We start from the raw sequence: 26521 nt of genomic DNA on the forward strand, positions 1-26521 counted from the left end.
GTGGAGGGCGTCAGCGCCCGTTACGGCGAGGCCACGGCCCTGGACGGGGCGTCTCTCACGGTCGGCGAGGGCGAGGTGGTGACCCTGGTCGGCAGGAACGGCGCGGGCAAGACGACGCTGTTGCGCTGCCTGATGGGCCTGCACCGGCCCGCCGCGGGCCGGATCGTCCTGGCGGGGCGGGACATCACCGGGCTCGCGGCCCACCGCAGGGCCAGGCTCGGCCTCGGCTACGTCCCCGACGACCGCGGGATCTACGCCGGGCTCTCCGTCGAGGAGAACCTGACGCTGCCGCCGGTCGCCGCAGGCTCGGCGTGGCCGCTGGCCCGGGTCTACGAGGCCTTCCCCGTGCTGGCCGCCAGGCGCCGCTTCCCGGGCGGGCGGCTGTCCGGCGGGGAGCAGCAGATGCTGGCGCTGGCCCGGGTGCTGCGGGCGGGCGCGCGGGTGCTGCTGTGCGACGAGCCGACCGAGGGCCTGGCCCCGGTGGCCGTGCGGCAGATCGGCGAGATCCTGCGCGGCGCCAAGGAGCACGGGGTCTCGGTGCTGCTGGTCGAGCAGAACCTGCGGTTCGCCACGACCGTCGCGGACCGCCACTACCTGCTCGCGCAGGGCCGGGTCGTCGAGGCCCTGGACAACCGCGACGTCAAGCAGCGCGAGGACGAACTCCTCGCCCATCTCGGGCTGTAGCCCGCAACCCCGGGCGCACGCCCGCAACCTCAGGCCGACGCCCGCAACCCCGGGCCGACGCCCGCAACTTCGCAACCTCGGGCCGCGGCCCGGATCTGGAGGCAGTGCAATGAAGCGCAGGCTGACGATGGGTGTGGCCGCGGCCGCGGTGGGGACGCTGCTCGCGGCCTGCGGCGCCGGCGGCCCCGGCTCGGGCGGCGGGAAGATCAGCGGCGGCAAGCTCACCCTGGGCGTGCTCACCGACCTGTCGGGCGTCTACGCCGACCTCGCGGGCAACGGCGCCGTCGCCGCGGTGCAGATGGCCGCGGACGACTTCCAGAAGAAGTACGGCGACAAGGCCGTCACCAAGAAGATCGACGTGATCAAGGCGGACCACCAGAACAAGCCGGAGGTCGCCAACACCCAGGCCAGGGAGATGTACGAACGCAAGGGCGCCGACGCCCTGTTCGACGTGCCGACGTCGTCCGCGGCGCTCGCGGTGCAGACGGTCGCCGCCCAGCAGAAGAAGCTGTACTTCAACACCGGTGCCGCCACGACGGAGTTGGCGGGCAAGTCCTGCAACGCGTACACGTACGAGTGGGCGTACGACAGCTACATGCTCGCGCACGGCACGGGTACGCAGGTGACGCAGCAGGGCGGCAAGAACTGGTATCTGATCTACCCGGACTACGCCTTCGGGCAGGACATGCAGGCGAAGTTCACGCCCGCGATCGAGAGCGCGGGCGGCCGGGTCGTCGCGAAGGACCCGACGCCCTTCCCCAGCGACAACTACTCGACGTTCCTGCTCAAGGCGCCCACCCTCAACCCGAAGCCGGACGTGCTCGGCGCCCTCCAGGCGGGCGGCGACCTGGCCAACGTCGTGAAGCAGTACGACCAGTTCAAGGTGAAGGACAAGGGCGTCCAGCTCGCCATCGGGCTGCTCTTCGACAGCGACATCAGGGCCATCGGCGCGGACAAGCTCGCCGGGACGATGTTCACCACGGCCTGGTTCTGGAATCTCGACGACCGCTCGCGGGCCTGGGCGCAGCGCTTCCAGCAGCGCACCGGCCAGCTGCCGACCTTCGACCAGGCGGCCGACTACTCGGCGGCGACCGCGTATCTGGAGGCGGTGCAGAAGGCAGGCACCGACAAGGCGGAGTCGGTCTCGAAGGTCCTGAACGGCATGACCTTCGACGACTTCTTCGCGCGCAACGCGACCGTGCGGACCGCCGACCACCGGGTGACGCACGACGCCTACCTGGCGAAGGTCAAGGCGCCGGCCCAGGCGACGCAGGACGGTGACTACACCGAGCTGGTGCGCACCATCCCGGCGGCGCAGGCCTTCGACAAGCCCTCCCCCGACTGCCACCTGGGCTGACGACATGACCTCGTTCCTGCAACAGCTCTTCAACGGCCTGGTCAGCGGCAGCTTCTACGCCCTGCTGGCCCTCGGCCTGGCCGTCATCTTCGGCATGCTGCGTGTCGTCAACTTCGCGCACGGCGCCCTCTACATGCTCGGCGCCTTCGGCGCGGTGGTGCTCGGCGACAGCGCGGGGCTCGGCTTCTGGTGGGCGCTGCTGCTGGTCCCGGCGGCGCTCGCCGTCGCCGGGATGGCGATGGAACGGCTGCTGGTGCAGCGGCTGACCGCCCTCGACCCGCTGTACAACTTCCTGCTGACGTTCGGCATCGCCCTGGTCTGCCAGGACCTGCTGCGGATGAAGTACGGCTCGCACTCGCAGCCGTACGACCACGCGCCCTTCAGCGGCACGGTGGACCTGGGGCTGTTCGACTACCCGGCCTACCAGGTCTTCGTGCTGGCCGTCTCGGTCGCCGTGTGCGTGGCGGTGTGGCTGCTGCTGACCCGTACGCGGATCGGCACGGTGGTGCGGGCGTCCACCGAACGTCCCGAGCTGACACGGGCGTTCGGCATCGACACCCGGCGCTGGGTGACGCCGGTCTTCGGCTTCGGCGTCGCCCTCGCGGGCCTGGCGGGGGTGCTGGCCGCGCCGATGCGGGCGGTCAACTCCGACATGGGCGCCGACCTCATCATCACCGTCTTCGCGGTCGTGGTGATCGGCGGCCTCGGCTCCGTCTTCGGCTCGGTCATCGCCGGGTTCGCGATCGGCATGCTCCAGGCGCTCGGCAATCTGTACGTCCCCGTCCTGTCCCAGACCTCGGTCTATCTGCTGATGGCCGTCGTCCTGCTGGTCAGGCCCGCGGGCCTGTTCGGCAAGGAGGAGCACGCATGATCCTCGGCCTGATGCGACGGCTGGGCGACCGCCCGGCGTGGATGCGGTGGGGCCTGCTCGCGGTGGGCCTGGCCGTGGCGGCGATCCTGCCGTGGGTGCTCTATCCGCCGGTGGCCACCGACATCCTGTGCTGGGGCCTGTTCGCGGTCGCCTTCGACCTGCTGCTCGGCCACGCGGGCCTGCTGTCCTTCGGCCACGCCGCCTTCTGGGGCGGCTCGGCGTACGTCACGGGCCTGATCGCGCTGCACAGCGGACTGCCGTTCTACGTCGCCGTGTTGGGCGGGGCGGTGGCGGCCGCGGTGCTGGCGCTGCCCATCGGCTACCTCGCGGTGCGGCGCAGCGGCATCTACTTCGCGATGATCACCCTGGCGTTCGCGCAGATGGTGTACTTCGTCGCCAACCAGTGGAGTGCGGTCACCGGCGGCGAGAACGGGCTCCAGGGCATCCCGCGCAACCTGCCGGGCGTCGACCTGTCCGACGCCTTCACCTTCTACTACGCCGCCCTGCCCGTCGTGCTGCTCGGCCTCGCGGCGGCGCGGCGGATCGTCCGCTCCCCCTTCGGCCGGGTCACCGCCGCCATCCGCGACAACACCGACCGCGTCCGCGCCCTCGGCTACCCCGCCGACCGCTACAAGCTCACCGTCTTCACCGCATCCGCCTTCCTGTCCGGCCTCGCGGGCGGCCTGTTCGCCGTCAACCACGGCTTCGCCTCCCTCCAGGAGGTCGACTGGACCACCTCCGGCAAGGTCGTGGTGATGACCGTGCTCGGCGGCATCGGCACGCTGTGGGGCTCCCTGGTCGGCGCGGCGGCGATCGTCCGCCTGGAGGACTGGCTCTCGACGGCGGGCTTCGAGCAGACCGACCTGGTGACGGGCGGCGTCTTCATCGTCGTCGTCCTCCTCTTCCGCCAGGGCCTGTGGGGCACCGCCACCCGCCTCCTCCGCCCGCGCCCCCCGGCGCCCCCGACCCCGGACCCGGCCGAGCCGGCCGACCCCGACCGCACGCCACACCTGACCAAGCGCTAGGGACGTGTCCGCGGCGGCCTCGCCACCGAGCTGCACAGACGGTCGAGGCCGTCAGAGCGCATCCGTCAGAACGTGCCGTTGAGTTCTGACCAGTCGGCGTTCACCATCTTCGCCGCGCGGAAGGTGCCACGGCCGGTGCCGGAGTAGAGCAGCTGCCTGCCCACTTCACCGCCGTGATAAAGCTCGTTGGTGACGGTGTTGAGGTCGTTGATGCCGTCACCGTCTGTGTCGCCGACGCTGACGAAGGACTCCATGGCGTTCCAGCCGGATCCGATGAGCTTGCGCGCCCCGAAGCTGCTGCGGCCGGTGCCCGGGTAGAGCCACAGCCTCCCGGTGGTGTCGCGGGCCAGCAGGTCGTTCTTCTTGTCCCCGGTCAGGTCGCCCGGCCCGGTCAGGGCGTTCATGGAGTTCCAGCCGCCGCCGACCAGCCGCCGCGGCATGACGTGGCTGTGCCCGGTGCCGGGATACAGCCACAGCTTCCCGGTCTTGTCCGCGGCCAGGACGTCGTTCTTCCCGTCACCGGTGAGATCACCGGCCGCGGCGATGCGGGACATGGTGTTCCAGCCGGTGCCGATCAGTCTGCGGGTCAGGAAGCCGCCCCGGCCTGTGGCCGGATACAGCCAGAGCTTCCCGGTGGTGTCGCGGGCCAGGAGGTCTTCGATTCCGTCGCCGGTGAGGTCGCCGTGCCGGGTGATCGCGGTCATGGAATTCCAACCGCCGCCGATCAGCCGGCCGCTGTTGTCCCCCGGTGCGAACCAGAGCCGACCCGCCGTGTCGCGGGACAGCACGTCGGCGCGGCCGTCACCGTTTATGTCGCCGAACCCCGCCTTCGTGGGGCTCTTTTCCGAGTACCACTGGCCGTAGGCGGTCCAGATGCACTCGCGTTCGGTCTTGAAGAACCTCAGCGAGGTCATCACCTTCAGGTAGATACCCCCGCCGCCGCCCCCGGTACCGTCCGGAAGGTCGGTGTGAACCGTGCCGTCGGTGCCGTACAGGCACGCCACGCTCGACGTGCGGTTCACGGTCCACTTCAGCTTGCCGTTGAAGGCGCCGAAGGACGACAGGTTCGTCTTCGTCTTCATCATGCTTCCGGTGGCGTCGCTGCCCGTCCACCCGCAGTAGTAGCCCATCGGGCATGCACCGGCGCCGCTCGCCGCCTGAGACGGGACCGCCGCGGGCAGCACCCCCAGCACCGCGCCCGCCGTTGCCACAGCCAAACCCCGCACCATCGCCCTGTGCACAGCCGAACTCCTCACCCTGTCGGGTCCCCACCCTTGAGATCTGAGCAGTGAATATAATCCCTCGGCCCGGACACCCACGGCCGCCACCGACCGATTCACGCCGCGCGCCCGGGGAGGCGGCGAAGCGGCTCGGGACCCGATCCAGCGATTCCCTCCGGCTCCCCACAGCCCAGCCGTCCCCGGCGCCTGCACGGTCGGTCATCAGCCGCGATCCCCGGCGGGTGGAGCCCGCCGATTCCGACCGCGAGGCGCACCTGGCCGGGCAGTGACCCCGGCTACCTGTGCGCCAGGATCACGACGGCCACGATGACGACCCCGACGCCCACGCCCACCAGCCTCCCGATCTGCTCAGGCGACCTCCGGTACAGCCAGTTGCCCGTGGCCCGGAACCTGGTGGACGGGTCCGTGCTCGCCTCCCACCAGCCGATGACCTCCTGGCAGTTGGCGTCGAAGTCAGGGTCGGGGTACAGGGAGCTGCGCTGGAGCGCGGGCAGCGAGCGGGTCCGCCCGTTCGCGAAGGTGACCTGGAGCGTGGAGTAGCCGTCGAACTGGCCTCTCGCGTGATGGACGCCGACCCATCGGACCTCACTCCAGGGGTGGGTGCGCCCCCGCCCGAAGTCCGAGCAGATGGTGACTCCGGCCGCCCCGACCGTCGTCCGGCACCGGCGCATCCTGACGATGGTCAGCCCGGCGAACGCCAACGTCCCGCCCACCAGCCACCCGGCCGCCGCGGCACTGAGCTGCGAGAAGGAGACGGCTCCTTCGACGAGCACCAGCACCCCCAGCAGGGAGATCCTCGACCACTGCGCGTTGCGGTACCGGTCCCTCCCCCGGAAAGTCAGTTCCTGCCCAGCACTCACAGCGCATCCCCCCACCTCGCCCCCGCGACGGACGTCCGATCCGCCCGCCGTCGTCCGGCCCTGCCCCCCGGCGAGCAGGATCAGGGATCTCGCTCGCGGGTGCAATGGTGGCACCAGCTGTCCTGATCCACCTGTGCCGTACGCGGCAGCTTCACCAGGGCGAACACTGCCGACTGCTGATGCAACCGATCGCCGCCCGCCGGCGTCTGGCGCCGCAGGACTACTGCGCCCTGCCCGCCGGGCGGGCGGGGAGGTCGAGTTCGGCGCGGACGGTCTTGCCGACCGGGTGGCGGTCGACCACCGCCCAGCGGTCCGCGACCGCCTCGACCATCAGCAGTCCGCGCCCGGACTCGGCGAGCGCCCCCGGGGACAGGAGTTCGCCCGGGCCTGGCGGGCGCCGCTCGCTGCGGGTGTCGGAGACCTCGATACGCAGCGTGGCCCGGCTGAGTACGAGCCGCAGCTCGAAGTCCCGCCCGGTGACGCACCCGTGCGTCACCGCGTTCGCCGCCAGCTCGGCCACGATCGTCTCGGCCGCCTCGAACTCGGCGGAGCTGTACGGGATTCCCCAGCCGCTCAACTGGTGCAGCGCCAGGTGCCGCGCGAGCCGCGCACCCCGGCGGGTGGAGCTGAACTGCTGGCTGAACTGCTCGATGAACTCACCCTGCGCAAGCGGGAGTTGACGAGTGGTGGGAGTTCTCATGATGCCCAATGTGGCCTGCGGAAACACCGTGACACCAGCGCCCCGCCTTGTACGCTGCGCGAGCGTACATGCACCAACGGTGGACAGTACACGTCACCCAGGGTGACCCTGTACTACGGCGGTAGTACCACCAGGGCGAGTGCGCGGGAGGTGGCCGATGACGGCCAACAGTACGGGCGGCGGCGGCAGCGGTACGGGCGCGGGAGGCGAGCCCGAACACTCCGACAGCTTGCGGACGTTCGGCGCGTTCGTCCAGGCCTTACGCGAACACGCCGGCCTGAGCCGGGAGGAGTTCGGCGGCCTCGTCGGCCTCTCGAAGCACACGGTGACCTCTATCGAGGTCGGGCGACGGATGCCCGATCCCGACTTCGTCGAGCGGGCCGAGCCGCTGCTTGGCGATACGGGGGCGTTGCGCAACGCCGTGCGGCACCTCAGCCGCAAGCCGGGGCTGGCCAGTTGGTTCAGGCAGTGGGCGAGGAAGGAGGAGTCGGCGATCACGTTGTGCACGTACGAGTGTCGCCTGATGCCTGGTCTCCTCCAGACGGAGGCGTACGCGAGGGCCCTGTTCGAGGTGCGCCTACCGCCCCTCAGCGACGAGGAGATCGAGGCCCAGTGGGCGGCGCGCGCCAAGCGCCAACGCCTGTTGCAGGAACGTCCGAACACAGCGTTCAGCTTCGTGCTTGACGAGCACCTGTTCCTCCGCCGAACAGGAGGCCGCGACGTCAGCCTGGAACTGGTTGACCACACGATGGAGATGGGCCGCCAGCGCAACATCGAGATCCAGATCCTTCCGCTGACCACCGGTGTACACCCAGGGCTTGACGGCCCGATCGTGCTGCAGGAGACACCCGAACACCGTTGGTTTGCCTACGGCGAAGGCCAGGAGACAGGCCAGCTCATCGCTGACGCTAAAGGCGTCAGCGTGCTCCAACAGCGGTATGCAAAACTGCGCTCGCAGGCCCTCACCCCCGAGGAGTCCAGGAGCCTGCTGTGGCGACTGCGAGGAGAGCTATGAGCACCCCCGAACTGGCCTGGTTCAAGAGCAGCTACAGCGGCAGCTCCGGCGACAACTGCATCGAAGTCGCCCTCTCCTGGAACAAGTCCAGCTACAGCGGGAGCTCCGGTGACGACTGCGTCGAGGTCGCCGCCTGCCCCGAGACCGTCCACGTACGGGACTCGAAGGACAAGGAAGGCCCCCGACTGGCCTTCACCCCCGCCGAGTGGTCGGCCTTCGTCACGTACGCCCGCGCCCTCTGACACCCCCGGGTGGGGCGGGGGAAAGCCCCCCGCCCCGGTTGTTCATCCGTGCCACTGCTGGGTGGTACCGGCGTAGCAGTCGTACTGCACCAGCGTGGTGCTGTTGCTGTGGCTCCACACGGCATCCAGGCACTTGCCGCTGTCCGCGTTGACGACCTCCCACGAACTGCCCGCCGCGCGCAGGCTCCAGAGCTGGGTGGCGCCGCCGTAGCAGTCGTACTGCACGACAGCGGTGCTGTTGGCGTGGCTCCACTGGGCGTCGAGACACTTGCCGCTGTCCACGTTCACGATCTCGGAGCCGTTCCAGCTCCAGTACTGCGTCGCGCCGACATAGCAGTCGTACTGCACGACGGGCGTGCTGTTGACGTGGCTCCAGGCCGCGTCCATGCACTTGCCGCTGTCGCCGTTCACGAAGTACCCGTAGCTGAGAGCCGCGGACGCTTTCACGTGCCCGGGAGCCGCCGCCGGTGCGGCCGCGTCCGCCGCGGTGGGTAGTGCGGCGGACATGAACAGTGCGGCCCCGGCTAACGCCGTGACGGTGGACTTTCGCATGGTTGTCCCCCTCTCACCGCGGCCGCCCTGGCCACGGTGATCCGAAGCGTAATCGGGCCGTCACACCCCGTACCAGAGCCTTCGCGGGGCGGAACAACAATGGCCAGAAGTCGCGAATCGGCGCGGGCGGCGGCCCCCGCTACGGCCGCCCCCGGAGTCCGTCGAGGATGAGCGCCAGCATGCGCGGCGCGCGGTCCACGGGCTCCGTTGCGGCACGCCACAGCGCGCCGGTGAGCTGGAGGAAGTCCTCGGGATCGGCGTCCTCGCGGATCGCGCCGTCCTGCTTGCCGGCGTCGAGGAGTCGGGTGATGGCGGCGACGACGGGAGCGTAGGTCTGCTGGGCGATGGCCTGGTGGGCGCCGGGGCTGAGGGCGTCGCCGAGGCCGTGCTTCCTGCGCATGGCCTCGACCAGGCTCATCGTCCACGCGCGGAGCGCTTCGAGGGGCGGCAGCTGCTCCAGGAGGCCGGGGACGGCGCCGATGAGGCGTTCGACCTCCTCCTGGTAGACGGCGAGCACCAGCGCCTCGCGGGTCGGGAAGTTCCGGTAGAGGGTCCCGGCGCCGACGCCGGCGCGCTGGGCGACCTGGTTCATCGACGTACTGCCGTCCTCGGCGAACGCCTCGCGAGCGGCGGCAAGGATGCGCTCCCGGTTCTCACGGGCGTCTGAACGGACCACGGAATCCTCGCTTTGCTATGTGGAGAGTTCTCCACTACGGTAAATGGAGACCTCTCCACATAATCTAGAGGAGCATCGTGCGGTACATCAAGCTCGGCACCACCGGCATGGACGTGTCCCCGATCGCGATCGGCGCGATGACGTACGGCGACCCCGAACGCGGGCACCCCGTCTGGTCGAAGGGCGAGGACGAGGCACGCCCGCTGATCAAGCATGCGCTGGAGGCGGGGATCAACTTCTTCGACACCGCGAACATGTACTCGAACGGGTCCAGCGAGGAGATCCTCGGCCGGGCACTCAAGGACTTCGCCGACCGCGACGACGTGGTGATCGCCACGAAGCTGCGCCACCCGATGCGTCCGGGGCCGAACGGGCGCGGGCTGTCGCGGAAGGCGGTCATGACCGAGGTCGACCACTCGCTGCGCCGGCTCGGGACGGACTACATCGACCTCTACCAGGTACACCGCAACGACCATGCCACTCCCCTGGAGGAGACCCTCGAAGCACTCAGCGACCTCGTGAAGGCGGGCAAGGTGCGCTACCTCGGTGCGTCGTCGATGCACGCGTGGGAGTTCGCCAAGGCGCTGCACCTGCAGAAGCTGAACGGCTGGGCGCGGTTCGCGGCCATGCAGGACCACTACAACCTGCTCGCCCGCGAGGAAGAACGCGAGATGGTCCCGCTGTGCCGGGACGAGGGTGTCGGCACGGTCGTCTGGTCGCCGCTGGCCCGCGGCCGTCTCGCCCGCGCGTGGGACGACGCCCGCTCGACGAGCCGCTCCGCCACGGACGGGGCCTTCGCGGACCTGCTCTACTCGCCCGCCGAGGAGGCCTCCAACCGCGCGATCGTCGACGCGGTCGGGCAGGTGGCGGACGCCCACGGCGTCAGCCGCGCGCAGATCGCGCTGGCCTGGCTGCGCCGCCAGCCGGTCGTCACCGCACCGCTGGTCGGGGCGGGTTCCACCGGGCAGATCGACGAGGCGGTCGCCTCCCTGGACGTCGAACTGGCCGACGAGGACGTCCGCGCCCTGGAGGCGCCGTACACGCCCCGGTACGACTGGCAGGGCATCTCCGACGAGGCGGAACTGGACGCGATCCGCCGCCGCATCCCCGGCATGGCGCTGTCCTGATCCGGCGGCCGGCGGCCGGCGGCGCGAGCAGCCGTACGGTCCGCGTTCAGGATCCCGGACCCGTTCCCGCCAGCACGTCGGCCAGGGCGAAGGCGTCGGCGGTCTTGGGGTGGGCCCTGCCCAGCCGCGTGTCCAGGATCTGCGCGCCCCTGCGCGCGAGGCCCGCCGCGGCGGGGTCGTTCAGCGCGTGCACAGCCCGGGCCTTGAGCAGCAGGGCGTATCCGATGTACAGGTGGTCCGGCGCGTAGCTGGCCTCACGGATGCGCAGCGCCCGGGAGATCAGCGGCACGGCCACGGCAGGGTCGTCCAGGGCGAGGTGGACGCCCGCCAGTGCGATCAGGTCGAAGCTGACGTACGGGTCGTCCGGCCCGTACGCCGCCTCGTCGATCCGCAGCGCGCGCTCGGCCAAGGGCACCGCCGCCCGGTGATCACCGAGAAGGTGCCGGATGCGCGCCAGGGTGGCCAGGTCCGTCGCGATGGCGGGGCTGTCCGCCGGCAGGCAGGACTCGTGCAGGCGCAGGGCACGTTCCGCCGTCGAACCCGCCTGCTCCGGAGCGCCGCGGTCCCGCTGGATCTGCGCCAAGGTGATCAGGTCGAAGCCGAGTTCCGCATCCCTGTGTCCGAGCGACTCGTCGATCGCGACGGCACGCTCGCACAGGGGCAGCGCCACCGAGGGGTTCCCGATCGACAGGAGGAACTCCGAGGCCAGCCTGAGCAGTTCCGCGGTCTGCGCGGAGCACTCGGCCGGCGGCTCGTCCCTGGTCACCACGAGCGCGTGCGGGAGCAGTCGCTGCCATCGCGACCACGCGTCCGGGTCACCGTGGATGTCGTGCGGCACCGCCGCGAGCAGCGCCCGGCACAGCCGCACCCGGGCGTCGGTGCGTACGTCGGCCGGCATCGCGGCGCGGACGGCGGCCTGCACCAGCCGGTGCAGCACCAGGGAGGTGGCTTCGCGCCTGGCGAGCCCCAGACCGGCCAGCGCACCGACCGTCGTGTCCCACCCCACCGGGTCGGCCGCGGCTGCGTTCAGCGGTTCTGTGCTGCCGGTGAACAGGTCCAGCGGGATCGGCTCGGGCGCCAGCAGGGCGCACTGCTCCAGCAGTTGCCTGGCTTGCGGCTGTTCGGCCTCCAGCTTGCGCACGCTGAGCTGCCACAGGGTCGCGACCACCACCGCCGGCCGGTCCGGCAGCTCGCCGAGCGCGATCATGTCCTCCAGCCGCGAGGACAGCAGCGCCAGGTAGTCCTCGGGTGCGGTGTGGTTGTAGTCCATGTACCCGGCCGCCTGCTCCAGCGCCAGCGGCAGGTCCCCCAGCTGCTCGGCGATCCGGTCGGCCACCGCTGTGGTCATGCCGCGCACCCGCCGGGCCAGCAGTTCCACCGCCTCCCGGCGGGTGAACACCTCCAGGTCGATGACGCCGGCCCTGCTCGACCAGCCACGGCGCCTGGTCGTGACGATGACGTGGCCGCCGCTCCCCAGGTCACCCGACGGCAGCGCGTCCAGGAGCGTGCCGGGCCTCTCCCCGTTGTCGAAGATGACCAGCCAGGGCGCGTGGTCCAGTAATCGCCCGTACACCTGCGGGACGACCTGCTCGGAACTCACCTCCGCCAGCCCCAGTTCCCTGGCCAGCGACGCGAACTGAGACGCCACCAGATCGGGGTCCTCGGCGTCCACGAACACCACGTACCGGTATTCCGACCGGTAGAGGTAGGCGTACTCCACCGCGAGCTGCGTCTTGCCGACGCCGCCCAGCCCGTGCACGGCCTGCATCGCGCCGTCGTCGCCCGAGGTGAGGCGCTGCCGCAACTCCCGCAGTGCGGCGTCGCGGCCGGTGAAGTGGGTGTTGCGCGGCGGCAGCCGGTACGTCGCCGGACGGGTTCGCGAGCCCGCGGGACGTGCCGCCGGAGCGCGGACCTCCCTGAACGCGGCCTCCAGCAGGTCGGTGAGCGTGGCGTGGTCGCCGCGCAGCCGCGCGAGTTCCTCCTCCGGGGAGAGGTCGATCCGAGCGGCGTGCGCGGCGCGGACGCAGGCGGTCGCGTAGGCCGCGACCCGCTCCCACGGGGGCGGCTTGGTGAACTTGCCCGCCAGCAGGTCCGACAGCGACGACCGGGAGAGGACCTTCTTCTCGTCGTAGGCCAGCAGTTGCGCCTGGGTGGGCGACCCCGAGGACGTGCGCAGGCGCCGCAACCGGTTGACGAACCAGCTCTGCGGTGAGTCCGGTCCGCCCATGTACGCCGCTCTCCCCGTCTCGCCCTCCGGAATCGTCCGGACATCGGAGTCCGGACATGTGGCTCATCCGGCGGCGGAGCCCAGCGGATCCGGGCTCCTCCGGGAACTTCGTACCCGATCTGAGCCACCCCTCACCGTGGACGGCGGCAATCCGAAACGAGAGGGGATCGACATGGAATGGGACGTCTCACCACTCACCCGGCTGGCCGGTGCGGGCGCGGCGCTCGCACTCGGCTCGACGCTGATGGTCGGCGCCGCGACCTCGGCGCAGGCGGCTGTGGCCAACTACCGGGTGATCAACGGCAACAGCAGCGACGACTGTCTCCAGGTGACCGTCAAAACAGGGGGCGCATGACCCGTCGTCCTCGGCACCTGCGACCGCAGCGACCAGGTGTGACACGCCGGCCGGCCCCGTGAGCCCGGCGGGCCGCCTACCCTCGGGCTTCCTCACGACTCGCGCTGAGGCGTGAGGACGATCTTGCCCTTCGCCCGGTTGGTCTCGCTGCGCTCGTGGGCCAGGGCCGCGTGCTCCAGCGGGAGGACCTGGTCGACGGCCGCCCGCAGCTCGCCCTGTTCCACCAGGGCCGTGATCGCGTCCAGGTCGGTGCCCGACGGGGTGAAGCCGAACTCGGTGAAGCGCAGGCCGCGTTCGCCGGCCCGGGCGCGGACGGCGTCGCGGTGGGCGTCGGAACCGGTGGAGCCGGTCACGTCGACGAGGAGCCCGCCGGGGGCCAGGGTGTCCAGGGAGCGGGGGCCGTAGTCGCCGCCGACCGTGTCCAGTACGACGTCGACGCCGGTCACCGTGGCGGCGAAGTCGACGGCGGTGTAGTCGACGAGCTGGTCCGCGCCCAGCTCGCGCAGGAACGCGTGGTTGCCGGTCCTGGCCGTGCCGATGACGTGGGCGCCGCGCGCCTTGGCGATCTGCACGGCCAGGTGGCCGACACCGCCGGCCGCCGCGTGGACGAGCACGCGCTGCCCGGCGCGGACGTCGGCGGTGCGTACGAGCGCCTGCCAGGCGGTGAGGGCCGCGACGGGCAGCGCCGCGGCGTGCACGCTGTCGAGGCTCGGCGGTTTGGCGGCGAGCGTGCCCACCGGCGCGACCGCGTACTCGGCGTACGCGCCCCGGGGCGGGAGGGTCACGCCGTACACCTCGTCGCCGGGCCGGAACCGGGTCACCTGCTCGCCCACGGCCTCGACGACGCCGCAGACGTCCAGCCCCAGGGTGAACGGCGGCTCGCCGAACCTCGTCACCTGGCCCGAACGGATCTTCCAGTCGGCGGGGTTGACCCCGGCGGCGCGGACCCGCACCAGCACCTCGCCGGGACCCGGGGCCGGCCGGTCGACCTCGACGACCTTCAGCACCTGCGGGCCGCCGTAAGCGTCCTGGCTGATCGCGCGCATGCGGATGGTCATATGGGCACTCCCGTCGGATCGTGGTGATCGCTGGTGCCGATCACGGTGTCCATCCTGGTCAGTGCAGGTATCCCTTGTGAAGAAGGCACCTGTTTGATATCTAGGTTCCTCATGGATACCACCCCAGTGGCGAGTTCCCCGGACTGGGCCGCCCCCTACGGTCCCCGGGACTGCCCCTCGCGCACCGTCGTCGAAACCCTGGGGAACACCTGGACGCTGCTCGTCCTGGGCGCCCTGCGGCTGCACGACCGGCCGCTGCGCTTCAACGAACTGCGGCGCCTGCTGGACGGAATCACCCAGAAGATGCTCACCCAGACGCTGCGCAAGCTCGAACGCGACGGCCTCGTCAGCCGCACCGTCTACCCCACCGTCCCCCCGCGCGTGGAGTACGGGCTCACCGAACTCGGGGTGAGCGCCGGGCGGTTGACCGGCGCCATCGCCGACTGGTCGGTGGCGAACGTCCACGAGATCCTCAGCGCACGCCGGACCTTCGACGAACTGGCCGCCGCAGCGCCCCAGCCCCTCCCGCACCCTGGTGGCCCACGGGCCGTGTGACGCCGGCCCTGTACGCTCCGGAAGGTGGCCGGGTTACAGCGTATGGACGAACTGTCGGCGGCGGACTGGCTCGTCGGCTCGGGCTGGGGCTCGGGCGCCGAGCCGATGCGGCTCATCACGTTCGGCCCGCCCGGCTTCGCGGCGTACGCGCGGCTGCGCTTCATCCCCGACCCGGCAGGACCCGGACTCTCCGAGGCCGACGTCTTCCTGCCCGAGGACCACCCCTCGGAGATCGAGCAGTCCCGCATCGCCCTGCGCACGCTGGCGTCCGGGAGCGAGGCCGCCGACTGCTACTTCTGCGTGTGGGAGGGCTACACCGGGTCCTTCCTCTCCCCCGAGCTGACCCGCGGCCCGCTGGTCACCCTCCCCCACCGCCGCTACGTGCTCTTCGCCGGGCCGCTGGCCGAGGTCGAGCGCTGGGAGGACCACTTCGGCGCCGGCCGCCCCTGCCCGCCCCCCGCCTTCGCCTGGCCCGCGGACCACGCCTGGTGCTTCACCAGCGACGTCGACCCCCACTGGGCGGGCATCGCCGCGAGCGCGGCGGCGGTCACGTCCCTGACCACCCACCCGTCCCTGGACGTCGTCCCCGCTTCCCCGGACCGGCCCCCGCAGGCCTACGACAGCTGACCCGCGCATCCGCCCATTGCCGCGCGCCCCCTTGCCAGCCGCTGCGCCGAGCCCTCACACGAAGCCGGTCTCCGTGAAGGAGAGGCCTCCGCGGCCGGCGGGGGTGAGGACGAGGCGGGGGGAGAACCGCGGCGGGCGGCGCATGTACTGGTGGAAGCCCGCGGCCCGGAAGGTCAGGTCGAAGGAGTGTCCTTCGAGGTGCCAGCGCGGGCCGCCGCGGGGGTCCTCGGGGGTCGAGCGCCGGAGGTGGTCGATGTCGAGGCTCAGGGCCGTCCCCTTGAAGTCGAGGTCGCCCTCGACGTCCCAGACGTCGTCGAAGGCAAGCGTGGACGGGGCGATCCAGAAGCTGAAGTGCGTCTCCGGGGCGACCGGATGCACCCAGCGCACGATGTAGTCGAGGTCCAGCAGCAGGCGCGGCAGCGCGTCGTCGGAGGCGGCGGGCTGCACGCACAGCCCGTGGACGGTGGCGTCGTGCCACCCCATCACGTCGAAGTCCGCGTCGCTCCAGACGCTCTTCGTCAGCCCGGATTCCGCGTGCGTGCCTGCGCTCATGGCGGCATCCAACCAGCCGCGGCAGGTGTCGCCGCTCGGCCCCGGGCGGTCCACGTCACTCAGCCGTGCAGCTGGGCCACTCCGTCAAGGAATCCGGACCCGTCTCAGATCGGAGAGAGGTCCCCGAGCGGGGAGTCCAGGAAGAAGTCCAGCCCCACCAGGACGAAGAAGACCAGAACCACGGCATCGGGTTCGTCCAGTCCCGCGCAGCTCCATCGCCCTCGGCTCTCCTGTGCCAGGGGGACCGACACTCCGCCGCTGGACGATGACATGACCCGGCGGAACCCCTGCGCGCGAAAGCTGACCACCTTGTCGTGAGAGGTGAAGTCCACACGTCGGCGCGCCGACATCAGGTTGCGCATGGCCCCCTGCGCGCGGAACTCGTTTCCCAGGATTTCACCGTGGATTCCGGTCCGCATTCTCTTCTGCAGGGAGATGCCCGGCGCACCCGCGTCGCGCACGCTCATCTTGGTCTCGCCACCGACCACCAGCTCCCAGGCCTCCAGGCAGTTGGCCCGTGCGTCGAAGTCCTGAGCAGCGCTGCGCCGCCGGTAGAACTCGGCCTCACCCATGCTCGACTCCACCAGAGCGTGCAGCTTCCGGGCGCCGGCCGGGCGCACCCACTCGCGGCGCGGCACGAGAAGCTTTCGCTTGATATCGCCATCCGACATGAGTCCACCCATTCACAGGCATGCCGAGCATCGGGCCCACGCCTGCACGAGCGTAGATGACGCATCCTGCTCCAGCCGTCCGAACGCAGACACCTGCCGCAATCGGACCTGCGGCGAAACCCACGCCTGCGCCGACGCCGGGACGGATGCCGCCGAAGCCGGATGCCGTCGCAGCGATGAGTTTCCCGGGGTCGGCCGGTCTACCCCCCGAGCGAGACAACCACCTCACCGGGAGCACGCCATGGGCCTCATCGAAATCGAGCTGTTCGCCACGCTGGACCTCGTCGGGCAGGCGCCCGGCGGTCCCGGGGAGGACGAGGCGGGGGGCTTCCCGTTCGGGGGCTGGCAGGCGCCCCTGATCGACGAGGTCACCGGGGCGCAGGCCGGCGCCGCGTACGAGGACACCGACGCGCTGCTGCTCGGGCGGCGCACGTACGACCTGTTCGCCTCCTACTGGCCGCACCAGAAGGGCGGCGAGGACGGCGGGATCGCCGAGATCTTCAACCGCGTCCCGAAGTACGTGGCCTCCCGCGGCACCGCCGACCTCTCGTGGGCCGGGTCCACGCAGCTCGGCCAGGACCTGGCCGACGAGGTGCGCAAGCTGCGCGAGCGGCACGAGCACGTGAAGGTCGTCGGCAGCCTGGACCTGGTGCAGACCCTCCTGCGCGAGAAGCTCTTCGACCGCCTCGACCTGTGGGTCCACCCGGTCATGCTCGGCGTCGGCAAGAAGGTCTTCGACGGCGGCGAGGTCCCCACGAACCTCACCCTCCTCGCCCCGCCGGCCGCCGGCCCGAACGGCATCGTCTACCTGCGCTACGGCCTGGCCGGCGGCATTCCCGCGACGGGCGACATGAGCGCCCCGAGCCGCGGCGTCTGAAGTCCCGCCGCCACGCGTGGTGCTGATGTGACGGCTCCGCATGTTCGGCGCGTCCTCATAGGGGCGGACAGCCCCAAGATCGGGAACGGAGACCGAACATGACGATTGCCGGACGCGGGCGCCTCATCAAGGCGACCCTCGCAATGGCAGCCTTCCTCGGGGCGTCACTCGCGCAGACGGGCGGCGCCGCAGCGGCCGGAGGCAGGTGGGTCGCGGAGCCGGTGCCGTACCCCCAGGGCTACCTCGCGGACATCACGCACCTGGACGCCCACACCACCTGGGCCGTCGGCAGCCGGGAGAGCACCGTCGACCCGTACCACCCGGTGCTGGTCGGCAAGGACGACCGCGACGGGCAGGGGTGGAAGGTCATCCCCACCCCGGACGACGGCCAGGACCACACCTGGTACCGGAACCTCGACGCCTCCTCGACGCGGGACGTGTGGGCGGTGGGCGGCGCCCTGTCCGGCACCTCCGTCCCCGCGGTCCACTGGGACGGCAGCACGTGGCGTTCCGCGGACATCCCCGTACCGGAGAACAGCAACGTGGACATGCGCGTCGCCACCGTCTCCCCCACCGACGCGTGGGCCGCCGGCTGGTACAGCGACCCGGACACGCAGATCAGCTCACCGCTGCTGCGGCACTGGGACGGCACCGCCTGGAACGCCGTGCCGGTCCCTGCGGACGCCGACGTCATGAACCTCATGGCGATCGAGGCCACGCCCGCGCACGACGTGTGGGTCACCGGCTTCTCCGACACCGACCAGCCGCGCGCCCTCCACTACGACGGGACGGGCTGGACGCCGGCCGCGATCCCCTTCACCGGCGTCAACGGGGAGCTGTACGACATCGCCGCGAACGGGCCTGGCGACGTGTACGCGGTCGGCCGGACGCTGCTCGACGAGAAGGACTGGGGCCACTCCCTGGTCATGCACTACGACGGCACCGCCTGGCACCAGGTCGCGGCACCGGCCAAGGCCGGGCAGCTGATATCCCTGGCGAGGACCGCCGACGGCGGCATCGTGGCCGTCGGACAGGACGTGGACCGCACCGAGTCGATCGTGCTCAAGAGCACGACGGCGGGACTGTCGATGCGCGCCCTGCCGTCCGTCAACGGCGTGGCGCCCTACGTGGACGGCGTCGACGCGACCGCCCGCGGCACGGTCACCGTGATCGGCATGGCGGGCGACACTGCGGGCGACCCGCCCGCTCCCCTGGCGCTCACCGGATCGCTCTGACCGCCCGTACGCGACAAGGACCAGGGGGGCGCGGCACACGGGGGTCGCGCCCCCCGCCCCGACGTGAACGCGACGCGCTGTCCCCCGGAGGAGGAACGGTCCGTAAGGCGACGACGGATGACGCCACCTCATGGGCGGGGACAGAGCCTGGTCTTCGGCCAGGCCTTACCGCCGGTGCCCTGCCGGGCGGAAGCCCCGGGCGGCGGCCACTAGTGCCCGGCCACGCGCTGGTGCCCGGCAGGGCGGACGCCCCGCCGGGTCAGTCGCCGGTCGTGCCGTCGGCCAGCTCGCGGAGGATGTCGAGGTGGCCGTTGTGGCGGGCGGTCTCCTCGATCAGGTGCAGCAGGATCCAGCGCAGGTTCATCCGGCGGCCGTCGCGGATCGGGCGCTCGGCGAGGTCGTCGAGGGAGTGCGCGGCGACCGTCTCGCGGTGCCGGGCGGCGTCGGCGGCGTAGTCGGCGAGCAGCTCGTCCAGCGGGATCTCGGCGCCGACCCGCATCTCCCGGTCGGGGTCCTCGTCGGTCCACGGCCCCTTGTCCTCGCCGCCGAGGAAGATCACGTCGAACCACCAGTGCTCCACCCACCGCAGGTGGCTGATCAGCCCGCCCAGCGTCATCAGCGGGGAGCCGGGCAGCTGCACCTTGCCCGCGTCCTGCGCGGCGACCCCCTCGCACTTCATCACCGCGGTGTCGCGTACGTAGTCGAGGAAGGTGACCAGCGACGCGCGCTCGTCCCCGCTGGGCGGTACATCGGTTCGTGTCATGAGGACGCATGCTCTTCGATCGGCCGCCCGTTGTCGAACGCATAACGGGGACCGCCGCACACCAGGGCTCCTGAAAAGCTAGCGGCTAGTCTTGGTTCATAAGCTGTTGTCACCGGTTGTCGCAGCTGCACAGCTCTCCTCGCCCGCGGGAGGCGGTCGCCATGAGGCCGAAGCGCACATACGGCGACGGATGCGGCATCGCCCGCGCCCTGGATCTGGTCGGGGAGCGGTGGGCGCTGCTCGTGGTGCGGGAGCTGGTGCTCGGGCCGAAACGCTTCACCGGCTTGCACGCAGGACTGCCGGGGGTGAGCCCGAACGTGCTGGCGCAGCGGCTGCGGGAGCTGGAGGCCGCAGGGGTGCTGCGGCGGCGCACCCTGGGGCCGCCCGCCGGGGCAAGGGTGTATGAACTCACCGAGTGGGGCCAGGAGTTGGAGCCGCTGCTGGTCGGACTCGACCGCTGGGGCGGGCGCACCCCCGAGCCGACCGCCGACCCGTACCGCAGTGCCGACTCGCTGATGCTCTGGCTGTGCTCGCGCTACGCCCCCGCCGCGGACGTCCCCCGGCTCTCCGTGGTCCTGGCGGTGCGGATCGGGGACGACCGCTTCACGGTGACGGTGGGCGAGGGCGCGCTCACCGTGGGGCGCGGGGTGCCCGAGCGGCCCGACGCCACCCTCGCGGGTGACCTGGTCACGTTGACGGACGTGCTCCAGGGGCGCCGCCCGATCATCGCGGCCGCGCAGCGCGGCGAGCTGGCGGCCGGCGGCGACGTGGCGGCGGTGGACCGGCTGGTGGACGTGCTGATCAGCTCCCGGCCCTCGGTGGCGGGGGCCGCGGTCCCGGCGTAACCCACCCCTTCGGTCCGCGGCGCGCGCATGGCAGCATCTGACCGAACGCACGGCCGACGACCGGCCGGCCCCGGGGACCACCAGAGACGAGACGCGCCATGCCGCTGCAGATCAGGGCCTTCGACGCCGGGCATCCCTCCGACCTGCTCGACCTCGAATGGCATCTGCCGCTGGAACAGTGGTCGGACGAGTCCCTGGTCGCGCTGCCGCGCGGCATCTCGCGCCACGTGGTGCGCTTCGCGCGGGCCGGCGACGAGGTGGTCGCGATCAAGGAGGTCAGCGAGTGGGCGGCGGTCCGCGAGTACGGCCTGCTGCGGGACCTGGACCGGCTCGGGATACCCGGCGTCGACCCGATCGCGGTGGTCACCGGACGGGTCGACGCGGACGGCAAGGAGCTGGAGCCCGCGCTGGTGACCCGGCACCTGAACGGCTCGCTGCCGTACCGCTCGATGTTCGAGACGACGATGCGGCCAGGCACGGTCAACCGGCTGCTCGACGCCCTCGCGGTGCTGCTGGTGCGCCTGCACCTGGTGGGCTTCGCGTGGGGTGACTGCTCGCTGTCCAACACCCTCTTCCGGCGCGACGCCGGCGCCTACGCCGCCTACCTGGTGGACGCAGAGACCGGGCAGATCCAGCCCGAACTGAGCGCCGGGCAGCGGGACTACGACATCGAGCTCGCCCGGGTGAACATCGCGGGCGAGCTGATGGACCTGGAGGCGGGCGGCTCGCTGCACCCCTCCGTGGACCCGGTGACCTTCGCCGAGGCGATCTGCTCGCGCTACAACGACCTGTGGCACGAGCTGACCCGCGAGTCGGTCTACCCGGCGGACAAGCGGCACTACATCGACCGGCGCATCCGCCGCCTGAACGAGCTCGGCTTCGACGTCGCCGAGATGCAGATCCAGCGCTCGCCGGCCGGCGACAGCGTCACCTTCCTGCCGAAGGTGGTGGACGCCGGGCACCACCAGCGCCAGCTGCTGCGGCTGACCGGCATGGACACCGAGGAGAACCAGGCCCGCTCCCTGCTCAACGACCTGGACTCCTGGATGACCACCCAGGACGACTACGCGCCGGGCGACCCGATGGGCCTGGGAGCCCGCCCCGAGGTGCTCGCGCACCGCTGGGTGCGGCAGGTCTTCCGGCCCACGGTGCGGCTGATCCCGGCCGACCTGCGGCGCAGCATGGAGCCGGCGCAGGTCTACCACGAGATTCTCGAACACCGCTGGTACCTGTCGGAGGCCGCAGGGCACGACGTCGGCCTCGACGAGGCGGTGGCCGACTACCTCTCCGACGTCCTGCCGCACATACCCGACCCGAACGCGCTGGTGGACGAGCCGGAGTGACCCCGGCGCCTCAGGTCAGCCGCAGCGCCGCCTCGCGTACGGCCAGCGCGTCGGCACGCACCTCGCGCAGTCCTGGCAGCGGCCAGATGCCGGGCCGCGGCGCCGGGCGCGGACCCGGGTTCGGAATCCAGGACACGCTGCGGGTCCAGGCCCGCAGCTGCTCGCGGAAGCCGATCCTGGCCGGCCCCGCCTGGTGGGTGCGCCGGGTGGCCATACCGGTGCCGGCGTCCCACGTGTCGATGTGCAGGGTCGCGCCCTCGTCGCGGGCGTAGGGCGAGGGCAGGGTGAGCGTCGCGACCGAGTCGGTGCCGGTGAACTCCAGCGTCTCGCGGTAGCGGCGGTGCGCGGGCACCCGCAGGTGGCTGACCTCCACGACCAGGTCGTCGTCCGGCCGCCAGCGGCAGCTGACGGCGCTGCCCCCGGCCCACTGCATGCTGTGCTCCAGGCTGCCGTGCAGCGCGCGTCCCGTACCGTCGAGCGCCGCGTGCACGATGTTGACCTGGTGGATGAGCGAGCCGCCGAGCCCGCGGGCGTAGACGTCGCGCTGGAGCGCCGAGGCGCCGGGGCCGAGCGCGCGGGCCAGCGCGGCCTCGGCGGGCGGCGGCTGCGGGCCGACGGGCGGCGCCGGGTACGGCACCAGGTGGTCGACCAGGTGCGGGGCGTTCGGGTCGTGGATGTCCACCGCGATCCTGCGGGCGGTGTCCGCGTGCTCCCGGCAGTGCTCGATGAACAGCTGCACCACCGGGTCGTGCCGCTTCATGTACCCGGCGGTGACGGGGACGCCGGTACGCACCTCGGCCGCGATCAGCTCGTCGATCTCGGCCGGGTCCAGGCTGACCGGCTTCTCGCACAGCACCGGCAGCCCGGCGTCCAGGCAGCCCAGCACGGCCTCCCGGTGGGTCCACCACGGGGACAGCACGAGCGCGGCCGTCGCCCCGGCCCACACCGACTCCTCCGGCGTGCCGCACACCGCGGTCCGGGGAAATCCGGCCATCAGTGCCGCGCGGTGCGCGGGATCCGGGTCGATCACGGCGACGGGCCTGATCAAGTGGGGCAGGTCGCGGATCTCCCGCAGGTGCGCGGCGTGCGCGACCTTGCCCGCACCGATGACCACGACCCTTACCGGCGCGGGGGTGGACTCCGGCTCGTCCGCAGAGCCGGAGGCACCCTCCGGCCACGGGTTCTCCGCTGCGGTGAGGGTGTCCGGCACCCCCGGCTGCCCCTGCTGCCCCGCCTGACGCATCGTGCTCATCCTTTCGGCGTTCGGGGTTCGTTCCTACCAGGAAACGTGGCGCGACCGCGACGCCGGGGTGTCCGAACCGTGATCTCCCCCATGGCGTGAGGGCCATCCATTGCTAGAGTCGGTATAGCGTGCGGTTGCCACCTTGCAGGCACCTGCACGTTTCGGCGCACCCGGCGACGAAAGAGGGAATCCGTGGCCAATTCGGTGAGGGGCGGTGGGCCGAATGCGGCCGACATCGGGCTCGCCCTTTATCAGACGCTGCGCACCAATGGCTCCTCCGTCCCGGCGAAGGCCGCGGCAGCGATCGGGCTGACCGAGGCAGAGGCCGAGGCGGGCTGGCGGGAGCTGGAGGAGCTGGGGCTGATCCGCCCCGGCGACACCGGTGACGTGGTGGACCCGGTCGAACCGGACACCGCCCTGATCGAGCTGCTGGCCCGCCAGCGGGCCTCGCTACGGCGCCAGCGCGACGAGCTGACCTCGATGGTCACGGCCGCCGAGTCGCTGATGGAGCGGTACCGCCCGGCGGTGATGCGGGAGAACGCCGAGATCGAGGTCGAGCTGGTCACCAAGGACCACCGGCGGCGGCAGTTCCTGCGCGACTTCGACGCGACGATCACCGAGTCGGCGAGCTGGATGCACCCGGGGCCGCTGCCCTCCAGCGAGGTCCTGGCCGGCTCGCTCACCGCGGACAACGCGCTCATAGCCCGCGGCATAAAGGTACGCGCCATTTATGGCCAGAGCATTAATTCCGCACCCAGGCAGCGTAAATATCTCTCCGATCTCACTGCCGCGGGAGTGGAGGTCCGATTGGCGCCGCAGGTGCCTTTCGATCTTCTGATGGCTGATACACACAGTGCGCTGGTACTAGCGAATCCGGAAGACCCCTCAGGCCCCGCAGTCGTCGTCAGAGGACCGGCTCTCGTGCGTTCGTACGTGGCAATGTACGAGGATTGCTGGCTGCGCTCGGTCCCCTACACAGCGAACGCGGCGAACGGCCTCGACCCGGACAACGAGCTGACGGAACAGCACCGCACGACGATGCGACTGCTGGCCAACGGCTTGACGGACGAGCGGATCGCCCGAAAACTCGGGGTGTCACTGAGGACGGTGAGTCGCCTGGTTTCCGAGATCATGAGGTATCTTGAGGCTGAGAGCCGATTCCAGGCAGGGGTGCTTGCGGCAGCGCACGGGTTGATCTGAAGACGATCACACCGGCGCATTCACGCCATGGCAGAGATACGCACAAGCGGAACCTGGCTTCCGCCTGTGTGCATTTGCCATCATTGGGAAAGTTACGTGTCGCCACACCACCATAGTGAGCACCCACTTCTCTCTGCCCACCTAAGGATTATGATGTCGCGGATCCGGCGTTCGACCCATGTCTCCGCTGTTGCAGCACTGGTGCTCGTTCTGTCGTCGGCCGCCGGCACTGCCGTTGCCGCCGAGACTGCTTCTTCCTCCCCCGCCCCGGCCCCGGTCTCCTCGACCGACACCGTCACCCCTGACGGATGGTTCCCCGAGGTTGCTTCCGCGGGCTGGTTCCCGGACTCCACCACGCCGGTCTCCCCCGACGGCTGGTTCCCGGAGGCGACTCCCGCCGGCTGGTTCCCGGACTCCACCACGCCGGTCTCCCCCGACGGCTGGTTCCCGGGGGCGACTCCCGCCGGCTGGTTCCCGCAGACCGCTCCCGAGGTTGCTCCCGCGGGCTGGTTCCCGGGGGCGACTCCCGCCGGCTGGTTCCCGCAGACCGCTCCCGAGGTTGCTCCCGCCGGATGGTTCCCGCAGTCCACCCCCGCGGCCGCTCCCGCCGGGTGGTTCCCGCAGACCGCCGCCCCGGCCGGCTGGTTCCCCACCGCCGTCGAGGTATAGCGCACGCAGCCGAAAGCACCGTGCGGTCCGTGATGATTCGCGGACCGCACGGTGCTTCTTGCATTTTTCGTGGGGGGAACCTCGGGGCGGACGGCCCGGTCGGAGCTCGGGTCAGGACCCGACCGAGACCGCCATCGCCATCAGGGCGTGGTGCGGCCTGGCGACGGTCAGTGCGTGCTGCAGGACGGTGTCGATATCGGTGGCCGCGTCGTCGGCTGCCGGGTGAACGGCGAGCCAGCCGAGGTGGCGGCGCAAGAAGGCCGCGAGGGCCGGCACCGTCCGCAGGGGGAGGCGGACGGTGCGGCCCTCGACTATCAGATCGGCCCAGGAGGCCAAGGTGTCCCGAATAGCTGCGCGCGCCTCGACTGCCGACCCGTTCAGGGGGATGCCGGGCCGGTCAGTGCCGGACAGTCTGTCGCCGGGGTCCTGCGCTGCTACGAGTACAACCTCCAACTCGCCGTATACCCGGGGAAGCAAGGCGAGCTGCCGATCCAACCGCTCCTGGCAGGGCAGGCAGAGCGCAGGATCCGTCTCGACACACAGGTGGCCGGTCCGGAATTCGTAGTCCTGCACTTCCACTGTCCCTTCTCGTCGCCGGGGCGGTGGTTAAAGACTTCCAGCAGGGCAGCTTCCGGACAATGTCCGCCGACCGGCCGGATTCTGCCATGGCGCATACGCGCATCTAGGCACCTCCGTCCCAGGTCAGACCGGGAGTGCCACCCCGGGGAGTGGGTCAGCGCGACAGCAGCGCCTCGATCGCCCCAGTGACCTCGGAGGCCTCCGGAGCGACAGCGGGGCGGAATCGCGCAACAGCCTCTCCCGAGCCGTTGACCAGGAACTTCTCAAAATTCCAGGTGATATCGCCCGCTTCGCCCGCCGCGTCGGGCAGCTGCGTCAGCTCCGCGTAGAGCGGGTGGCGGTTCGCACCGTTGACATCGGCCTTGGCCAGCAGCGGGAAGCTGACGCCGTAGGTGGTGGAGCAGAAGGTCTGGATCTCCTCGGCGGTGCCGGGCTCCTGGCCGCCGAACTGGTTGCACGGCACACCGAGCACCGTGAAGCCGCGGTCCGCGTACTTCTGCTGGAGCCGCTCCAGGCCTTCGTACTGCGGGGTCAGCCCGCACTTGGACGCCACGTTGACCACCAGGACGGCCTTGCCGCGGTGCTCGCCGAGGGTGGTGGCGGCGCCGTCGAGGGTCTGCAGCGGGATGTCGTGGAGGGTGCTCATCGTGTGGTGCTCCTGTCGTGGTGCGACGTGAGGGCGGGCTCGGCCACGGTCAGGCCGAGGGTCTGGGCGAGCGCCGGGGCGAGGTCGAGCAGCTGGGCCGGGGAGATCACGGCGCCGCGCAGCGACTCGTAGCCGTCGGCGAGGTCGATGGTCAGGGCGCCGCGCAGGTCGGCGTTCTTCAGCGTGGCGCGGCCGAACCTGGCCTGCTCGATCCGGCTGCCGGGGAAGGTCACCCCGTCGAGCCTGGCCTCGCCGAAGTCGACGTCGCGCAGCACGCAGTCCTCGAAGGCCACGTCGTGCAGCGCGGCGGAGCGCAGGTTGACCGAGTCGAGCTTGCAGCGCACGAAGGTGACCCGGCGCAGCACCGCGTCGTAGGCCTCGACGCCGGCCAGCGAGCAGCCGACCAGCGCGGTGTCCAGCCACTGGCTGCCGGCCAGGGTGCAGCCGGTGAAGCGGGTGCCCGACGCCCACGCGTCGTTGAAACGGGCGCCGCGCAGGTCGGTGCCGGCCAGGACGCAGTCGGTGATCGCCGACTCCAGGAAGCGGGAGCCGGCCGCCCCCGTCCCCTCGGGCACGTCGAGCCGGTCGAGGTGGACGGTGTCGTAGTCGCCCTCGACGGCCAGCGGCCCGGTGTGCGGGCTCAGCAGCGCGGCGTACGGAAGGTCGGCGAGGTCCTCGGGGACGGCGGCGCGTGCGCCCTGTGCGGTCACACGGGAAACCCTACGC

30 protein-coding genes are annotated in these 26521 nt (G+C 71.3%); 16 read left to right on the forward strand and 14 right to left on the reverse strand.

Going from position 1 to position 26521, the window contains the following annotated elements:
- The 4 genes from NFU81_RS22990 to NFU81_RS23005 all read left to right on the forward strand — a co-directional run bounded on the left by NFU81_RS22990 (position 1) and on the right by NFU81_RS23005 (position 3937).
- Positions 1–684 (forward strand): ABC transporter ATP-binding protein, encoded by a 684-nt coding sequence (locus NFU81_RS22990; RefSeq protein ID WP_251492990.1) that lies wholly within the window; start codon positions 1–3, stop codon positions 682–684.
- Between the two features lie 109 nt (positions 685–793).
- Positions 794–2041 carry an ABC transporter substrate-binding protein gene (locus tag NFU81_RS22995; protein WP_251492907.1) on the forward strand — a complete coding sequence of 416 codons (1248 nt, stop codon included), beginning with the start codon at positions 794–796 and terminating at the stop codon, positions 2039–2041.
- Between the two features lie 4 nt (positions 2042–2045).
- Positions 2046–2912, forward strand: a complete 867-nt coding sequence (locus NFU81_RS23000; RefSeq protein ID WP_251492909.1) for a branched-chain amino acid ABC transporter permease — start codon at positions 2046–2048, stop codon at positions 2910–2912.
- On the forward strand, positions 2909–3937 hold the full coding sequence (locus NFU81_RS23005; protein ID WP_251492911.1) for a branched-chain amino acid ABC transporter permease: 1029 nt from the start codon (positions 2909–2911) through the stop codon (positions 3935–3937). The genes NFU81_RS23000 and NFU81_RS23005 overlap by 4 nt, the downstream gene beginning before the upstream one ends.
- 65 nt (positions 3938–4002) lie before the next feature.
- Here the strand turns inward: NFU81_RS23005 and NFU81_RS23010 are convergent, their stop codons facing one another.
- The 3 genes from NFU81_RS23010 to NFU81_RS23020 all read right to left on the reverse strand — a co-directional run bounded on the left by NFU81_RS23010 (position 4003) and on the right by NFU81_RS23020 (position 6738).
- On the reverse strand, positions 4003–5148 hold the full coding sequence (locus tag NFU81_RS23010; protein WP_251492992.1) for an FG-GAP-like repeat-containing protein: 1146 nt from the start codon (positions 5146–5148) through the stop codon (positions 4003–4005).
- Between the two features lie 305 nt (positions 5149–5453).
- Positions 5454–6038: a PH domain-containing protein gene (locus tag NFU81_RS23015; RefSeq protein ID WP_251492914.1), complete on the reverse strand. Its 585-nt coding sequence runs from the start codon at positions 6036–6038 to the stop codon at positions 5454–5456.
- Positions 6039–6258: 220 nt separating this feature from the next.
- A complete protein-coding gene (locus NFU81_RS23020) occupies positions 6259–6738 on the reverse strand; it encodes an ATP-binding protein (protein WP_251492916.1) in 480 nt (159 codons plus the stop codon).
- Positions 6739–6895: 157 nt separating this feature from the next.
- Between NFU81_RS23020 and NFU81_RS23025 the strand changes: the two genes are divergently transcribed.
- A complete protein-coding gene (locus tag NFU81_RS23025) occupies positions 6896–7753 on the forward strand; it encodes a helix-turn-helix domain-containing protein (RefSeq protein ID WP_251492918.1) in 858 nt (285 codons plus the stop codon).
- Positions 7750–7995: a DUF397 domain-containing protein gene (locus tag NFU81_RS23030; RefSeq protein ID WP_251492920.1), complete on the forward strand. Its 246-nt coding sequence runs from the start codon at positions 7750–7752 to the stop codon at positions 7993–7995. The genes NFU81_RS23025 and NFU81_RS23030 overlap by 4 nt, the downstream gene beginning before the upstream one ends.
- A 42-nt stretch (positions 7996–8037) precedes the next feature.
- Here NFU81_RS23030 and NFU81_RS23035 read toward each other — a convergent pair whose 3' ends face one another.
- Positions 8038–8547, reverse strand: a complete 510-nt coding sequence (locus NFU81_RS23035) for an RICIN domain-containing protein (protein WP_251492922.1) — start codon at positions 8545–8547, stop codon at positions 8038–8040.
- Between the two features lie 139 nt (positions 8548–8686).
- On the reverse strand, positions 8687–9223 hold the full coding sequence (locus NFU81_RS23040; protein WP_251492924.1) for a TetR/AcrR family transcriptional regulator: 537 nt from the start codon (positions 9221–9223) through the stop codon (positions 8687–8689).
- 77 nt (positions 9224–9300) lie between these two features.
- Here NFU81_RS23040 and NFU81_RS23045 point away from each other — a divergent pair, with 77 nt between their 5' ends.
- Positions 9301–10350 (forward strand): aldo/keto reductase, encoded by a 1050-nt coding sequence (locus NFU81_RS23045; RefSeq protein ID WP_251492926.1) that lies wholly within the window; start codon positions 9301–9303, stop codon positions 10348–10350.
- 46 nt (positions 10351–10396) lie between these two features.
- Here NFU81_RS23045 and fxsT read toward each other — a convergent pair whose 3' ends face one another.
- Positions 10397–12577 carry an FxSxx-COOH system tetratricopeptide repeat protein gene (gene fxsT / locus NFU81_RS23050; protein WP_251492928.1) on the reverse strand — a complete coding sequence of 727 codons (2181 nt, stop codon included), beginning with the start codon at positions 12575–12577 and terminating at the stop codon, positions 10397–10399.
- Between the two features lie 172 nt (positions 12578–12749).
- Between fxsT and NFU81_RS23055 the strand changes: the two genes are divergently transcribed.
- Positions 12750–12932 (forward strand): hypothetical protein, encoded by a 183-nt coding sequence (locus NFU81_RS23055; protein ID WP_251492930.1) that lies wholly within the window; start codon positions 12750–12752, stop codon positions 12930–12932.
- Positions 12933–13024: 92 nt separating this feature from the next.
- Here NFU81_RS23055 and NFU81_RS23060 read toward each other — a convergent pair whose 3' ends face one another.
- Entirely contained in the window at positions 13025–13990 is a 966-nt protein-coding gene (locus tag NFU81_RS23060; protein WP_251492932.1) for an NADP-dependent oxidoreductase, read from the reverse strand.
- 111 nt (positions 13991–14101) lie between these two features.
- Here NFU81_RS23060 and NFU81_RS23065 point away from each other — a divergent pair, with 111 nt between their 5' ends.
- Positions 14102–14545 carry a winged helix-turn-helix transcriptional regulator gene (locus tag NFU81_RS23065; protein ID WP_251492934.1) on the forward strand — a complete coding sequence of 148 codons (444 nt, stop codon included), beginning with the start codon at positions 14102–14104 and terminating at the stop codon, positions 14543–14545.
- 24 nt (positions 14546–14569) lie between these two features.
- Complete coding sequence (locus NFU81_RS23070) at positions 14570–15172, forward strand: hypothetical protein (protein ID WP_251492936.1); 603 nt, start codon at positions 14570–14572, stop codon at positions 15170–15172.
- Positions 15173–15226: 54 nt separating this feature from the next.
- On the opposite strand, the gene NFU81_RS23075 is transcribed toward NFU81_RS23070, so the two are convergent.
- Both NFU81_RS23075 and NFU81_RS23080 read right to left on the reverse strand, forming a co-directional pair.
- Entirely contained in the window at positions 15227–15724 is a 498-nt protein-coding gene (locus NFU81_RS23075) for a hypothetical protein (RefSeq protein WP_251492938.1), read from the reverse strand.
- 104 nt (positions 15725–15828) lie between these two features.
- A complete protein-coding gene (locus NFU81_RS23080; RefSeq protein ID WP_251492940.1) occupies positions 15829–16395 on the reverse strand; it encodes a hypothetical protein in 567 nt (188 codons plus the stop codon).
- Positions 16396–16636: 241 nt separating this feature from the next.
- Between NFU81_RS23080 and NFU81_RS23085 the strand changes: the two genes are divergently transcribed.
- On the forward strand, positions 16637–17272 hold the full coding sequence (locus NFU81_RS23085; RefSeq protein WP_251492942.1) for a dihydrofolate reductase family protein: 636 nt from the start codon (positions 16637–16639) through the stop codon (positions 17270–17272).
- Positions 17273–17370: 98 nt separating this feature from the next.
- Positions 17371–18507, forward strand: a complete 1137-nt coding sequence (locus NFU81_RS23090; protein ID WP_251492943.1) for a DUF2510 domain-containing protein — start codon at positions 17371–17373, stop codon at positions 18505–18507.
- 259 nt (positions 18508–18766) lie between these two features.
- Here the strand turns inward: NFU81_RS23090 and NFU81_RS23095 are convergent, their stop codons facing one another.
- Positions 18767–19270: a DinB family protein gene (locus NFU81_RS23095; RefSeq protein ID WP_251492945.1), complete on the reverse strand. Its 504-nt coding sequence runs from the start codon at positions 19268–19270 to the stop codon at positions 18767–18769.
- A gap of 161 nt (positions 19271–19431) precedes the next feature.
- Here NFU81_RS23095 and NFU81_RS23100 point away from each other — a divergent pair, with 161 nt between their 5' ends.
- Positions 19432–20115, forward strand: a complete 684-nt coding sequence (locus tag NFU81_RS23100) for a winged helix-turn-helix transcriptional regulator (RefSeq protein ID WP_251492947.1) — start codon at positions 19432–19434, stop codon at positions 20113–20115.
- Positions 20116–20213: 98 nt separating this feature from the next.
- Positions 20214–21458 (forward strand): DUF4032 domain-containing protein, encoded by a 1245-nt coding sequence (locus tag NFU81_RS23105; RefSeq protein WP_251492949.1) that lies wholly within the window; start codon positions 20214–20216, stop codon positions 21456–21458.
- 10 nt (positions 21459–21468) lie between these two features.
- On the opposite strand, the gene NFU81_RS23110 is transcribed toward NFU81_RS23105, so the two are convergent.
- Positions 21469–22710: a Gfo/Idh/MocA family protein gene (locus NFU81_RS23110; protein ID WP_251492951.1), complete on the reverse strand. Its 1242-nt coding sequence runs from the start codon at positions 22708–22710 to the stop codon at positions 21469–21471.
- 183 nt (positions 22711–22893) lie between these two features.
- Between NFU81_RS23110 and NFU81_RS23115 the strand changes: the two genes are divergently transcribed.
- Complete coding sequence (locus NFU81_RS23115) at positions 22894–23901, forward strand: LuxR C-terminal-related transcriptional regulator (protein ID WP_251492953.1); 1008 nt, start codon at positions 22894–22896, stop codon at positions 23899–23901.
- Between the two features lie 150 nt (positions 23902–24051).
- A complete protein-coding gene (locus tag NFU81_RS23120; protein ID WP_251492955.1) occupies positions 24052–24570 on the forward strand; it encodes a superantigen-like protein SSL4 in 519 nt (172 codons plus the stop codon).
- 111 nt (positions 24571–24681) lie between these two features.
- Here NFU81_RS23120 and NFU81_RS23125 read toward each other — a convergent pair whose 3' ends face one another.
- The 3 genes from NFU81_RS23125 to NFU81_RS23135 all read right to left on the reverse strand — a co-directional run bounded on the left by NFU81_RS23125 (position 24682) and on the right by NFU81_RS23135 (position 26505).
- Positions 24682–24906 carry a hypothetical protein gene (locus tag NFU81_RS23125; protein ID WP_251492957.1) on the reverse strand — a complete coding sequence of 75 codons (225 nt, stop codon included), beginning with the start codon at positions 24904–24906 and terminating at the stop codon, positions 24682–24684.
- Positions 24907–25303: 397 nt separating this feature from the next.
- Entirely contained in the window at positions 25304–25795 is a 492-nt protein-coding gene (locus NFU81_RS23130) for a glutathione peroxidase (RefSeq protein ID WP_251492959.1), read from the reverse strand.
- Entirely contained in the window at positions 25792–26505 is a 714-nt protein-coding gene (locus NFU81_RS23135) for a pentapeptide repeat-containing protein (RefSeq protein WP_251492961.1), read from the reverse strand. The genes NFU81_RS23130 and NFU81_RS23135 overlap by 4 nt, the downstream gene beginning before the upstream one ends.
- Between the last annotated feature and the right edge of the window lie 16 nt (positions 26506–26521).

This window comes from Actinacidiphila cocklensis, from assembly GCF_907177275.1.
Classification (GTDB): domain Bacteria; phylum Actinomycetota; class Actinomycetes; order Streptomycetales; family Streptomycetaceae; genus Actinacidiphila; species Actinacidiphila cocklensis.